General features: G+C 48.3%; 16 protein-coding genes and 1 pseudogene. 14 read left to right on the forward strand and 3 right to left on the reverse strand.

Annotated elements, in window-relative coordinates; all coding sequences use genetic code 11:
* Nucleotides 1-7 precede the first annotated feature (7 nt).
* The 3 genes from hemC to ACR3I3_RS05470 are packed head-to-tail and all read left to right on the forward strand — an operon-like array spanning nt 8 to nt 2639.
* Complete coding sequence (hemC, locus tag ACR3I3_RS05460; RefSeq protein WP_440953541.1) at nt 8-937, forward strand: hydroxymethylbilane synthase; 930 nt, start codon at nt 8-10, stop codon at nt 935-937.
* A gap of 20 nt (nt 938-957) precedes the next feature.
* Entirely contained in the window at nt 958-1860 is a 903-nt protein-coding gene (locus ACR3I3_RS05465; RefSeq protein WP_440953542.1) for a dihydroorotate dehydrogenase, read from the forward strand.
* Complete coding sequence (locus ACR3I3_RS05470) at nt 1860-2639, forward strand: dihydroorotate dehydrogenase electron transfer subunit (protein ID WP_440953543.1); 780 nt, start codon at nt 1860-1862, stop codon at nt 2637-2639. Before ACR3I3_RS05465 ends, ACR3I3_RS05470 begins: the two co-directional genes overlap by 1 nt.
* 34 nt (nt 2640-2673) lie before the next feature.
* Here the strand turns inward: ACR3I3_RS05470 and ACR3I3_RS05475 are convergent, their stop codons facing one another.
* The gene (locus tag ACR3I3_RS05475) at nt 2674-3036 is read right to left on the reverse strand and encodes a hypothetical protein (RefSeq protein ID WP_440953544.1); all 363 of its coding nucleotides are present in this window, start codon (nt 3034-3036) and stop codon (nt 2674-2676) included.
* Nucleotides 3037-3268: 232 nt separating this feature from the next.
* On the opposite strand from ACR3I3_RS05475, the gene ACR3I3_RS05480 reads away from it, so the two are divergent.
* The 7 genes and pseudogenes from ACR3I3_RS05480 (at nt 3269) to ACR3I3_RS05510 (ending at nt 9208) form a co-directional block, all read left to right on the forward strand.
* Nucleotides 3269-3580 (forward strand): hypothetical protein, encoded by a 312-nt coding sequence (locus ACR3I3_RS05480; protein WP_440953545.1) that lies wholly within the window; start codon nt 3269-3271, stop codon nt 3578-3580.
* A gap of 74 nt (nt 3581-3654) precedes the next feature.
* Nucleotides 3655-3783, forward strand: a complete 129-nt coding sequence (locus ACR3I3_RS05485; protein WP_440953546.1) for a hypothetical protein — start codon at nt 3655-3657, stop codon at nt 3781-3783.
* 81 nt (nt 3784-3864) lie between these two features.
* Nucleotides 3865-4125 (forward strand): annotated as a pseudogene (locus ACR3I3_RS05490) (GyrI-like domain-containing protein).
* Nucleotides 4126-4212: 87 nt separating this feature from the next.
* The gene (locus ACR3I3_RS05495) at nt 4213-5439 is read left to right on the forward strand and encodes a peptidase U32 family protein (protein ID WP_440953547.1); all 1227 of its coding nucleotides are present in this window, start codon (nt 4213-4215) and stop codon (nt 5437-5439) included.
* Nucleotides 5440-5536: 97 nt separating this feature from the next.
* Nucleotides 5537-5956 carry a nucleoside deaminase gene (locus ACR3I3_RS05500; protein ID WP_440953548.1) on the forward strand — a complete coding sequence of 140 codons (420 nt, stop codon included), beginning with the start codon at nt 5537-5539 and terminating at the stop codon, nt 5954-5956.
* Between the two features lie 260 nt (nt 5957-6216).
* Nucleotides 6217-8085 (forward strand): DNA topoisomerase VI subunit B, encoded by a 1869-nt coding sequence (locus tag ACR3I3_RS05505; RefSeq protein ID WP_440953549.1) that lies wholly within the window; start codon nt 6217-6219, stop codon nt 8083-8085.
* A 1-nt stretch (nt 8086) separates the two neighbouring features.
* Nucleotides 8087-9208, forward strand: a complete 1122-nt coding sequence (locus ACR3I3_RS05510) for a DNA topoisomerase IV subunit A (protein WP_440953550.1) — start codon at nt 8087-8089, stop codon at nt 9206-9208.
* Between the two features lie 91 nt (nt 9209-9299).
* On the opposite strand, the gene ACR3I3_RS05515 is transcribed toward ACR3I3_RS05510, so the two are convergent.
* Nucleotides 9300-9575 (reverse strand): hypothetical protein, encoded by a 276-nt coding sequence (locus tag ACR3I3_RS05515; protein WP_440953551.1) that lies wholly within the window; start codon nt 9573-9575, stop codon nt 9300-9302.
* Nucleotides 9576-9690: 115 nt separating this feature from the next.
* On the opposite strand from ACR3I3_RS05515, the gene ACR3I3_RS05520 reads away from it, so the two are divergent.
* The 4 genes from ACR3I3_RS05520 to ACR3I3_RS05535 are packed head-to-tail and all read left to right on the forward strand — an operon-like array spanning nt 9691 to nt 12444.
* The gene (locus ACR3I3_RS05520) at nt 9691-10701 is read left to right on the forward strand and encodes a bifunctional N(6)-L-threonylcarbamoyladenine synthase/serine/threonine protein kinase (protein ID WP_440953552.1); all 1011 of its coding nucleotides are present in this window, start codon (nt 9691-9693) and stop codon (nt 10699-10701) included.
* Complete coding sequence (locus ACR3I3_RS05525; protein WP_440953553.1) at nt 10701-11273, forward strand: Kae1-associated kinase Bud32; 573 nt, start codon at nt 10701-10703, stop codon at nt 11271-11273. Before ACR3I3_RS05520 ends, ACR3I3_RS05525 begins: the two co-directional genes overlap by 1 nt.
* Entirely contained in the window at nt 11266-11811 is a 546-nt protein-coding gene (locus ACR3I3_RS05530; RefSeq protein WP_440953554.1) for an XTP/dITP diphosphatase, read from the forward strand. Before ACR3I3_RS05525 ends, ACR3I3_RS05530 begins: the two co-directional genes overlap by 8 nt.
* A gap of 42 nt (nt 11812-11853) precedes the next feature.
* Complete coding sequence (locus ACR3I3_RS05535) at nt 11854-12444, forward strand: hypothetical protein (protein WP_440953555.1); 591 nt, start codon at nt 11854-11856, stop codon at nt 12442-12444.
* Between the two features lie 150 nt (nt 12445-12594).
* Here ACR3I3_RS05535 and ACR3I3_RS05540 read toward each other — a convergent pair whose 3' ends face one another.
* Nucleotides 12595-13233, reverse strand: coding sequence for a histidinol phosphate phosphatase domain-containing protein (locus ACR3I3_RS05540; protein WP_440953556.1), 639 nt, complete (start codon nt 13231-13233; stop codon nt 12595-12597).
* Nucleotides 13234-13247 lie beyond the last annotated feature (14 nt).

A 13247-nucleotide genomic window follows, 5' to 3' on the forward strand; every position in this document is an offset into this window, starting at 1 on the left:
TCATAGTATGATACTGGGAACCCGTGGAAGTGCTCTTGCCATTGCACAGGCAGACCTTGTGACCGGAATGCTTGAAGAGCGCGGTCATGAACTGGAAAGGGAGATCATCAAGACATCAGGTGATGTTTTCACAGACCGCCCCCTCCATGAGGTCGCAGGTGTGGGGGCATTTGTCCGTGAACTTGACGACAGGATGATCGATGGCGAAGTGGACATTGCGGTCCACTCCATGAAGGACCTTCCTACAGTAAGACCCCCTGAGCTTGCTATTGCGGCAGTCCTTGAGAGGGATTCTCCTTATGATGTGCTTCTCACCCAGGACGGTTCAACACTTGATGAACTTCCTGATGGTGCCATCATCGGCACGACCTCCATGCGGAGACGTGCACAGCTTCTGCGCTTCCGTCCTGACCTTAATGTACAGGACCTGAGAGGTAACATCAATACGCGCATAAAGAAACTTGAGGATGGCCTGTATGACGGTATATTGCTTGCTGAGGCAGGTCTGCAGCGCATGGGCTGGGAGATGAACGTCCAGCGCCTTCCTCCTGAGGCATTCTGCCCTTCCGCTAACCAGGGAACCATTGTGGTCGTCACAAGAGCCGGAAGTGAGGCTGAGAAGATCTGTTCTGAACTTAACCACGAGAGGTCAAGGATTGAGACCGAAGTAGAGCGTATACTAATTACAGATGTCGAAGGCGGCTGTGTTGTCCCTATTGGTTCTTTCGCACGCATCAATGATGATGGCGATGAGATCCACGTACTCGTGGAAGTGCTGTCCCTTGATGGTACACGTGAAGTTCGCATTGATGAGATGATCCCTATGAAGAACTACCGCGAACATGCGGCAAGCATCGGAAGGATGCTTGTGGAAATGGGTGGAAAGGAACTCGTTCGGGATGCTGTCTGCGAGCTATCTCCATGCGAAGATGAATAATTGATCGGAGTTAGATGATTATGGTAAAGATCACGGGCATTGAATTCAGGAATCCCACTATCCTCGCATCAGGTATAATGGGTACCACGGGTGCTTCCCTTGTACGTATGGCAAATTCCGGTGCAGGTGCGGTGGTGACAAAATCCATCGGGCCGGAACCCAAGACTGGACATCCGAATCCCAGTATGGTGAAACTTGACTGTGGCTTTTTGAATGCCATGGGTTTGCCCAATCCTTCCTATGCGGATTTCAATAATGAGATAAAGATCGCAAAAGAAGGTGCCGATGTTCCTGTGATCGCAAGCATCTTCGGCGGCAATGCCGAGGAATTTGTCAGGGTTGCCGAAGGACTTGCAGATGCCAGACCGGATGCTTTTGAACTAAACGTCAGTTGCCCACATGCAGAGGGCTATGGTGCTACCATAGGTACAGATTCCTGCATGGTAGAGGCTATCACCGCTGCCGTATGCGATGCAGTGGATGTTCCGGTATGGGTGAAGCTGACACCAAATGTAACTGACATAAAGGCTATTGGTAAAGCTGCCGAGAACGGCGGTGCCTCTGCTGTTGTAGCTATCAACACCCTGCGTGGAATGGCAATAGACATTGATTCCGGTTATCCCATACTTGGCAACAGGTTCGGGGGTCTTTCAGGTTCCGCGGTAAAACCGGTTGCTATCAAGTGTGTCTATGACCTTTATGAGGCATTGGACATCCCTGTCATAGGGGTTGGCGGTGTATCCTCATGGGAAGATGCGGTGGAAATGATAATGGCAGGCGCAAGTGCTGTTCAGATCGGTTCTGCTGTGTACGAAGGTGTAGAGGTCTTCGGAGACATCGCGACAGGTATGGAGCAGTTCCTGCAGGACAAAGGCTATGCAGGTGTTGAGGATATTACCGGACTTGCCCACGAGGTGATCTGATGCGTCCAATTAATTCAAAAATAGTACAGATCGTAGAGGAAACTCCTACCATCAGGACCTTCCGTTTCGACACATCCCTCGATGATGCCCGGCCGGGCCAGTTCGTAATGGTTTGGGTACGTGGTGTGGACGAGGTCCCTATGGGATGTTCCTTCAAGAACGGTATCACCGTACAGAAAGTAGGCGATGCTACATCCCGACTCTTTGAAATGAAAGAAGGCGATTCTGTCGGTCTTCGCGGACCTTTCGGAAAAGGTTTCACATTACCTTCAAAGGATGAGAACATACTGATCATCGCTGGCGGCGTTGGTGTTGCTCCCCTCGGACCGCTTGCCGATGAGGCAGTTTCTGTTGGTGCAAAGGTAACTACGATACTCGGTGCAAGGACCGCATCAGAACTTGTTTTTGAGAAAAGGTTCTCAGAGGCCGGTGATGTTCATCTGACAACAGACGATGGTTCTGCCGGAACCTGTGGTTTTGTTACGACTGTACTGGCAGAAATGGACGTTTCCGTATACGACCGCATTTGTGTATGTGGCCCTGAGATCATGATGTTCAATGTTCTCAAGATGCTGGAGGAAAAAGGTTCACATGACCGTGCAGAGTTCAGTCTCCACAGGTATTTCAAATGCGCAATTGGTGTTTGTGGTGCCTGCTGCATGGACAACGAGGGTCTGAGGGTATGCAAGGATGGCCCTGTGCTGAACGGTTCACTTCTGCTGGATTCTGAGTTCGGTAAATACAAAAGAAGTTCCAGCAGCCAGAGGATTAAGGTCTGAAATATATTTTCGGACACTGCCCTCCTTTATTATTTTAGTGTGCTACTACCTTCTTTTCAAGATGTTCTTTTGTCTGTGAAAGAAGTTCGTTGAAAAGTATCATGAGGTTTCCTTCAAAGACCATAAGGTCGATGTCATACTGTTCTCCCTTAGAAGCATAGAGTGTTGTCAGCTCAAGGTCCTTTTCAGCTTCTGAGCGGATCGATTCAAAAGGATGGTCCCAGTCCGCAGACATTTTATAGGCTATGATGTTCTCCAGTGTACCCTCATCAAGATAGGTTCCAACCCACTGGAAAAGCTGTTTTCTGTACCTTTCAGTGATTTCAACATTGTGCAGGAAAGTCAGTGCATGAGACTTTGCATAGTTATTAAGCTCGATATCCTCTACATTGGTCATGTTCCCCACCATTCCGAACATATCTGGATATGCGTATCTTGAGATTTGAGATACTGGTCTGCAGTATTTCAATAATTATATATTGTTTTGATCAGTGATAAATGCTTTTCTTTTTAAAATTATTCTTAAAAACATCTCTAAATATTTGTTCGATTTATTTTTTATTCTGGTACATTACTTATACAAAGATGGACTTAGGCAGAGTATGACCTTCATCTTAAGTAAAGATATATTGAGAGAATTAGTTATCTTTGTAATTGCATTGATCCTTGCAGTAGTGTTCTGGGAAAACAATATTCTCTTAACAGCCTTGTTGGTCCTTCTTTATGTTGCAAGGCAGTACAGGTGGTCTGCAAAAGGTGACAACATCATCTACATCTCAGGTATAATCCTTGGCTGCACCGCCGAGTTCATCGGCACCCATCTTGGTGTCTGGACCTATTCAGCTCCACTGTTCCTGAACATCCCTCTCTGGCTCCCATTCGCCTGGGGTCTTGTATCAGTTATAATTATCAGGGTATCCCTTCCATTCATCGAGCAGTAAGCCGGAAAAGTAAAACGGATCAGATCCGGATGCATATAAATGGGTTCAATACAATTCCCTTTTTGGGTATTGTAATGTCTGATATAGCTATCGTTGAAGTGGAGCCACAGATCGTTATTGGCATGAGGACGGCTGGAAAGTACAGGCTGATCGCAGAGATGCTTCCTGAACTTTTCCATTATGCATTTGATAATGGATTTTAGATCACAGGCGGTCCTACATTCATCTGTCATGAAGCAAGTGAGGAAGAGGTCACGAAAGCTGACAGTTAAGGAACTGCCGATGTGGAGGTCGCTGTTCCGATAGCCAGCAGGGTAGAGGGGACTGATAATATCAGTTGCTATGAACTTCCCGGCGGGAAAATGGCAAAGACTATCCATAAGGGTCCTTATGAGGACTGTGGGCCAACGTATCAGGAATTTTAGACCTGGATAGCTGAAAAGGGCCTTACCATCACAGGTCCCACAAGGGAGATCTATCTAAATGATCCCATGGAAGTTCCGTCTGAGGAAATCCTTACCGAGATCTATGCGCCGGTGGACTGATCCACCTTTTTCCTGTTTTTATTCCTTCTCTAACCCTGATGTTTCTTACGATAACTGATTTAAACCATCACTTACGATGCTTACCTCATGGACCAGCCTGTAAAAGAAAGATCCGGCAAGATCCCGGAACTCATGATGGGTGTAAAGAACCGTGCTGCGCTTTCCGCATGTAAGGATCATGCCGATGGTGTTTATTTTTCCGTTGACAGGTTCAGCCTCAGGGCAAGGGCCTGCGATATAACTCTTGATGACCTGAACTCATTTGTTTCCGATGTCAAAGAACAGGGGATGAATGCTTACCTTACGCTGAATACTGTGATATATCCTGATGACCTTGCTGAGCTTGACGAGGTCATCGATGTAGTCGCATCATCAGACGTTGATGCTGTGATCGCATGGGACCCTGCGGTTATCACAAAGGCTGTGGATGCAGGTTTGCGTGTTCACATTTCCACACAGGCCAATGTGTCCAACTGGCAGACGGTCAATTTCTACGCGTCCCTTGGTGCTTCCCGTGTGGTGCTTGCAAGGGAGCTAAGTCTTGAGCAGATAAAGGATATCCGAAGGAATACCGATACTGAACTTGAGGTTTTCGTGCATGGTGCCATGTGCCAGGCAATATCCGGCAGATGTTATCTTTCAGCCTATGTCCTTGGCAAGTCCGGCAACTGCGGGGAATGTTCTCAACCGTGCCGCTGGGGCTGGAAACTTGTGGGTGAGGATGGCAGTGAGGTCGATCTTGAAGGAAAATACCTCCTCAGCGCAAGGGACCTCTGCATGATCGAACATATCCCTGAGCTTATCGATGCAGGTGTGGATGCTTTCAAGGTCGAGGGACGTTTGAGGGACACAAGATATACATCAACTGTTTCCCGCTGTTATCGTGAAGCACTTGATGCTTACAGGGATGGAACTTACAGCAGGGAGAAAGCGGCCGGCTGGAAGGAAGAAATGGCATCGGTGTTCAATCGTGGCTTTTCCACTGGTTTCTATTTTGGTGTTCCGGGTCCTGATGGCATGTACATCGAGCAGGACATGAACATCTCTGTTGTTAAGAGGCAGGCCGTAGGTGTCGTTACCAACTACTACCGTAAACAGGAGGCTGCTGAGGTGAAGCTCCTTGAGTCCGGAATAGAGGTCGGGGATCATATTATCATTGAAGGCAAGAACACTTATCTTGAGCAGCAGGTGACCGGGATAAGGAATGATGATGGTCCTGTCCAGAGGGCTGAACCCGGGGAAGAGATCGGTCTTGCTGTCGAGGCCAGGGTACGCGAGAATGACAGGGTCTACAGGCTGGAAGTTCCGGAATGAATAATTCTGTGCCGGATTGTATTAATTCAGTAAGTTATTTCTAAGATTAGCATATTTTTTGTCTGAAGTAATCGGATGTGAGCTTATGGATATATTTATGCAAGCAGCAATAGATGAGGCAAGAGCCGGACTCAATGATGGTGGTATTCCTATTGGGTCCGTCCTTGTAAGGGATGGCAATATAATTGGAAAAGGTCACAATCTGCGCGTTCAGGAAAATGATCCAATGGCACATGCTGAGATTTCATGCCTGAGAAATGCGGGGCGTATCGGTAATTACCGGGAATCGGTCCTTTATTCCACTTTGATGCCATGCTATCTCTGTGCAGGGGCGGTCGTCCAGTTCGGGATCAAAAAGGTCATTGTTGGCGAATCAAGGACCTTTGAAGGCGCGAAGGAATTCATGGAATCACATGGTGTTGAAGTCATAGACCTTGATCTCGATGAATGTGTTGGTATGATGGAGGATTTCATCAGTAACAATCCGGAACTCTGGAATGAAGATATAGGTGAATGATATTTCCAGTTTCCGGACCTTATTTTGGTGTGTTTGATCGATGCAGTCTTTGTACTTCCCGGATTTCCTGCATTGATCCCTTTTCAGGGGAAGATCCTCCAAAGTCTGTTCCCTGCTGGTGTGCATTTTTCTCCCGGCTGCAAACTAATAAATATCTTGTATCCCATTTTTTAGTGATCACAGTCATTTGTTCCTGAGATCTCTCAGGGCATGTACAGTCTACTTCCTATCGATTTTTAGTATATCAGGATGAATATTCTATGGCAGCCCCAATTGCAGAAGAACTTGCAAAGAAGCAACAAGCGATAAGTGTCGCGGAATTTTTTGAGAAGAACAGGCAGATCCTGGGTTTTGATTCGGCACCACGAAGTCTCATCACCACTGTAAAAGAGGCAGTGGACAACTCCCTCGATGCATGTGAGGAAGCTGAGATCCTCCCGGACATCATGCTTCACATCGAGCGTGTGGGAAAGGACAATGTTTCCGTTATTGTTGAGGATAATGGCCCGGGTATCATAAAAGAGCAGATCCCTAAAGTGTTTGCAAAGCTGCTTTATGGTTCACGTTTCCATGCATTGAAGCAGAGTCGCGGACAGCAGGGTATTGGAATATCTGCTTCTGTCCTTTACGCCCAGCTGACAGCAGGCCATCCTACAAAGATCATTTCCAAGATCGGCACTGATGCTCCTGCCCATCACTATGAGCTCATGATCAACACCAGCACCAACGAGCCTGAGATCCTTCTTGATGAGGTAATTGACTGGGACCGTCCACATGGTACCCGCGTGGAAATGGAGATGGAGGCATCCTATGTAAAGGGCCGAAGGCAGTCCATCTATGAGTACCTGAAGGCAACTGCCATCGTCAATCCTCATGCAAGGATCACACTTATAGAGCCGGACGGCAATGAGGTAATCTTTGAAAGGGCGACGGACAAGCTTCCTGTGTCTGCAAAAGAGATCCTGCCACATCCTCACGGTATCGAGCTAGGTACGCTCATGAAGATGCTTCGTTACACTGAGCGCCAGAAACTTGCACCGTTCTTACGTTATTCTTTTTCCAAGATCGGCCTGCTCACCGCTGAGGAGATCTGCAAGGCCGCAGGACTTGACCCGGAGATGCCGCCTTCAGAGGTCTCAAGGGATATGTCTAAGAAACTTCTTGATGCTTTTAAGAAGGTCAAGATCATGGCCCCTCCTACCGATTGTCTTTCCCCTATCGGTGAGGATCTTATATACAAGGGTCTTGAGAAGGAGTTCAATGTTGATTTCATTGCAACCACCACAAGATCAGCTTCTGTTTTCTCCGGTAATCCTTTCGTTGTGGAGGTTGGTATTGCATACGGCGGTGACCTTCAGAAAGATGACCGTATCGATATAATGAGATTTGCCAACCGTGTTCCATTGCTCTACCAGCAGGGTGGTTGTGTTACAACCCATGCGGTGGAAGGTATCAAGTGGAAACAGTATGGTCTGAACCAGCCGGGAGGCGGTATGCCTACAGGACCGGTGGTGATCCTAATTCATGTTGCATCCACCAACGTTCCTTTCACTTCCGAGTCCAAGGATGCAATCGCTGAGATCCCTGAGATCAGGGATGAGGTTGAACTTGCCATCAAGGAAGTATCAAGGAAACTGAACCGTTACCTGAATCGTCAGGGAACACTTAAGAAGAGGCGTGAGAAGGAGATCATCATAACCAAAGTGCTTCCAAAGATGGCACAAAAACTTGCTGAGACCCTTGATCGCGATGTTCCTGACATCAACCCTGTGGTGGCAAAGGTAATGGGCAATCTTCTTGTGATGCGCAAAGTGGAGCTGGACGATAATGGCGGCGCTAACGTATCAGTGACCTTGAAGAACCATGGCAGCAAACTTGCCGATTTCAGGCTTCACGACATGCTTCCGTATGAGATAAGGGACGTTGTACCCGAACCAAAGATCATCTCAATGGGGAGCGATTATGACTATGTCTGGAACATGAAGCTTTCTCCTGATGCTTCAAAGGCAGTGACCTACAAACTGGAAACTGTTACCGAAGCCGACATATCCAGGCTTCCGCAATTGATCGTGGAGGGCCTTGAGGAAGAGCTTGTCACCGGTGCAAAAGCTATCAAAGGGGTGATCTGAAATGCCAGATGATGTAGAGTCAAGATATTCACAACAGAAAAAACAGCACGACCTGCTGGCAAAGAACCGCTTGCTCGGGTTGGCCGAGGAACTCTATGACCAGTTCGTGGATGAGGTCGTTCCGAATGTCGGCATCTCAAGCCGTACCAAGAACAACATCGAGTATAGCGAGGACAGCGATGTATGGGTCTATGGTGACCGTGAGACCCAGAGGACCGCCAAGACCGTCAAGGGTGCCTTCCAGCTTCTCAAAACGGTGCACTCGGTGGATTTCCTTGTAAAGAACCATCTGGCAGAGGACCGTGGTTCGACCTTGAGGGAGCTGTATTATATCTCTGAGAACTGGGATATTGCCAAGTTCCGCGAACAGGCTGAGAGTAACAGGCTTATCGAGGACCTTGAGATCATTACTGCACTCCAGAGGGAGTATTTCCACATGCGTCCTGAGGAGGATGGTGCTACCATGTTCGGTCCTATCAGGATCCGCGAGGAAACAAAACGCGGTGCACGTATCATACACTGCCAGGAGGACATCGGTGAGAGCGGTTACCAGATCCCGTTCAACGTTGAGAACATTGAGTTCCTTGACCACGATGCAAAGTTCATCATTGCCATAGAGACTGGTGGTATGTATGCGAGGCTTATCGAGAACGGTTTTGATGAGAAGTACAATGCCATCCTTGTGCACCTTAAAGGTCAGCCTGCAAGGTCAACACGCCGTCTTATCAAGAGGATGAACGAGGAGCTAGGGATTCCGGTAGTGGTCTTTACTGATGGTGACCCGTGGTCCTACAGGATCTTCGCATCTGTCGCCTACGGTGCTATCAAAAGTGCTCACCTTTCAGAGTTCATGGCAACACCTGCAGCGAAGTTCATTGGTGTACAGCCATCCGATATCGTGGAATACGAACTTTCCACTGACAAGCTGACTGACAAGGATATCGATGCATTGAGAAGCGAACTGACAGATCCGAGGTTTGCAAGTGACTACTGGAAAGAGCAGATAAGCCTGCAGCTCAGTATCAAGAAAAAGGCCGAACAGCAGGCCTTTGCAGGAAAAGGCCTTGATTTCGTGACAGATACCTATCTTCCGAACAGGCTTAGTGAGATGGATATTATCTGATCCATCCACCTTTATCTTTTTAAATTAGTTTAAGTAAAAATAATTAGATGATCTACTTGTTGCAGACCATTCTGGCTTTAAATAACTGAACTTAAAGTGTCCTGACTTTCAGGATCTTCTCCACAACCGCTTTGTGGTGCAGGTTTTCGGTCATCCTTCCCCTGTCGATCCACATGTCTGCAGGTGACTGCAATCCTGCTGTCTTGTGTGGCATGAACTCAATTCCATCGAGAGCAGGAAGTTCTTCGCTCAGCGATGGCGGGACGTGTGTTCCAAGATGTGGCTTGCCGATGTTATGCAGGAGCTCTTCTGTGGTGATCTCCGGTCTGTTTGCAGCTTTGCGTTCTGTGTTTGTTTTTTCTTCCATGATGGTGGATTGGCTTGCTAACTACTAAAACGTTTCTCAACTGGTAAGTTATATGTAATTAAGCAAAGTTAATACACACAAAAAAGCGACATTACTTTTCAAGGAGAATTACCTATTGACCACAGTTCTTGGTATAGAAGGCACAGCATGGAACCTAAGTGCAGCTATTGTTGACGAAGATGATGTTATCGCGGAGGTCACCGAGACCTATCGGCCGGCCACCGGCGGCATTCATCCCAGGGAAGCTGCACAGCACCATGCACTTTATGCATCCGATGTTATCGAAAGGCTCCTGAAGGAGTTCCGGGAAAAAGGTCATCATCCAGAGGACATTGATGCTATCGCATTCTCTCAGGGCCCCGGCCTCGGTGCCTGTCTCAGGACCGTTGCCACATCTGCAAGGGCGCTTGCAATGTCCCTTGAAGTTCCTCTGGTAGGAGTGAATCACTGCATTGCTCACATCGAGATCGGCAGGTGGAAGACACCGGCAAGCGATCCTGTAGTGTTGTATGTGAGTGGTGGCAATTCACAGGTCCTTGCTCACAGGGCCGGCAAATACAGGATATTCGGTGAGACCCTTGATATCGGTATAGGTAATGCGCTGGACAAGTTTGCAAGGAGTGCAGGCTTAAGCCACCCCGGCGGTCCAAAGGTGGAAGCATGTGCAAAGGAAGCCACCGGCTATGTCAAAATGCCTTATGTTGTCAAAGGCATGGACTTCTCCTTCTCAGGACTATCGACCGCTGCCAAGGATGCTCTGGCCTCTAACTCACTGGAAGACGTTTGCTATTCCTTCCAGGAGAATGCATTTGCAATGCTTGTGGAGGTCACAGAGCGTGCACTCGCACATACCGGCAAGAGCGAGGTGTTGCTTGCAGGCGGTGTGGGTGCGAACATGAGGCTCAGGGAGATGCTGGACGTCATGTGCGATGACCGTGGTGCAAGATTCTATGTTCCGGAAAAGAGATTCATGGGTGACAACGGTGCAATGATCGCATATACGGGATTGCTGATGTTCAGGTCCGGGACCACAACTCCTATTGAACAGTCCCATGTGGATCCGAGCTTCAGGCCGGATACGGTGGATGTGACCTGGATCGCGGATAAGCATCAGGAGGTGCTTTGATGTATCTTCGAAGTGGTGCCGAGGCCACGGTTGGTCTTAAAGGCGGTTTTGTGGTCAAGGAACGCATACCCAAAAGGTATCGTGTGGAGGAACTGGATGAGAGGATACGCAAGGAAAGGACCAGGGCGGAAGCACGCCTTATGTCGGAGGCAAGGCGATGCGGTGTTGCAACTCCTATCATACATGATATCTATGATTTTACCATTGAGATGGAGTATATCGATGGGATGCCTCTGAAGTATCTGGTTGATGCTGATATTTGTGAAAGGGTTGGTGAGGTGATAGGCCGGCTTCACAGAGGTGGCATCATTCACGGTGACCTTACCACGTCCAATATGATCGTGAAGGAAGGTCGTATCTACCTGATAGATTTTGGTCTGGCATTTGTGGACGGTTCTGTGGAATCCAGGGGTGTTGATGTCCATGTGCTGTTCCAGACATTTGAAAGCACACATGCAAATTATGAAGAACTGATAGAAGCATTCTGTCGCGGTTACAGAAGAGAGCTTGAAGGGGCGGACGATGTCCTGCTCCGTGTAAAAGAGATCGAGAAGAGGGGTCGTTATGCGTAAAATGGTATTTGTTACTGGTAATAAAGGAAAGTTCGGAGAGGCAAAGGAGATACTGGCTGCAAAGGACATTGAGCTGATACAGAACACTGATGGTTATCCCGAGCTTCAGGAAGATAACCTTGAGCCTATCGCTGCCTACGGCGCGAAATGGGCTGCTGAGAAACTTAAACATCCGGTCATGGTTGATGATTCCGGCCTGTTCATCAAGGCTCTGAATGGTTTTCCTGGTCCGTATTCAGCATTCATTGAGGAGAACCTTGGAAACCAGAAGGTCCTCAAGCTCATGGAAGGCGAAGAGGACAGGACTGCCGTTTTCAAGTCAGTGATCGGCTATTGTGAACCCGGAGGGGAACCTTCTGTGTTCACCGGTACCGTGGAAGGGCAGATCGCCTTTGAGGAACGTGGCACCGGGGGTTTTGGCTATGATCCGATATTCGAGTATGAGGGAAAGACCTTCGGTGAGCTTGGGACCGAGATCAAGAACACCCTGTCTCACAGGCGCAGGGCACTTGACAAGTTCTTCGAGTGGCTGGACTGATATTTCCGGTAAGTGATCGTTATCTGAACAGTTGTGGTGATCGTGGGCTGCCTTCAACGTTTTCTCGAAGATACTCGGGGTGTGGACACCATTCCGCTGAAGATGGTGGTCTATCTCGCGATTACCGCACTGGTCATCTTGCTTGCATCTGCTGCATGGAACAACATTGGACCTGTGGTGGATGATACTGATATTGACAGGCAGCTGGAAGATGCTGCTCTGAAGATATCCTCCATACAACAGGGTTATGCCAGGGATGTATCCTCAAAGGGCACGGACGGTTCGATGTGTATTGTGAAACTTTCCCTTCCTGAACATGTCAGGTATGTTGCTTTTGGTGTAGACCCTGATCCGGATGGTGATGGCAACCTCTCGAATACTGAATGGTCTTTGGAAGATAATGCTATTCTCTGCGGCTATTCCAGCGGTTTCAGAACACGTGTAATTCTCATTGGCGAAACTGTGCATTTCAGGAAAGGTATTCAGGACGAAGGTGGCCTATGGATATTCCATGAAGATGCCTATCCGGATAGCAACACCAGCGAGGGTGTTGTGATAGAAGGACCGATAAACGGTGAGTTCACCTTTGAGCTTGTTTTCGATAAGGGAAAATACACTCTCGCTCATTTCTGATCAACAGGCGTCAAACCTCATAGGATGATATCTTAGCTTGTTCGAACCTGAAATATGTAGAATAAAAAAAGCAGATGTGCCGGATATATGCCGACACGAGGTCGTTGTTCCCTGGAATGACTCTTATGAGGCTTCCATAAGGCTCTTAAATTACTGGATGAAACGGACGGAGTTCTCAAGCACCTGCTTTGCCTGGCTTTCTGTGAGTCCGGCTCCAATAGCCACTTTTAATGCAGTTTCTTTCGTGATGAGATTATCCGGGCTGTGGGTGTCGGTATCCACCACCATTGTGGCTCCTACCTCATTAGCGATCCTTGCAACGTGCCCGTTGGTCCTGTTGTGCCCGTTCCTTGCGGTGATCTCGATGCAGACATCGTTGTCCACTGCCATCTGTGCATCCTCCATTGTGAGGAAGCCCGGGTGTGCGAGGATATCAACATCTTCACAGGCAACGGCTGCAGCATTGGTCCCGGGTGCAACCGGCTCGACAGGTGATTCCCCGTGAACCACGATTATCTCAGCTCCCAGTTCCTTTGCCATCTTTGCAAGGGGTGCTATCTTTGCAGGGTGGACGTGTGTCAGCTCAACTCCGGCAAGTACCCTGATATCCATGACCTCTTCCATGTATTTTGCTTTCTTTACACATGAGAGTACATGTTCGATGTTGGTGTAATCAACGTGGTCGGTAATTCCAATTCCACGGTATCCGAATGTGACCGCACGACGTACGAGTTCGCTTGGTATGAGTTCTCCGTCACTGAATACGGTGTGTGTGTGTAGGTCTATCATTTGCTCACCTGCAA

It is taken from the genome of Methanococcoides mangrovi, from assembly GCF_052057775.1.
Taxonomy (GTDB): Archaea; Halobacteriota; Methanosarcinia; order Methanosarcinales; family Methanosarcinaceae; genus Methanococcoides.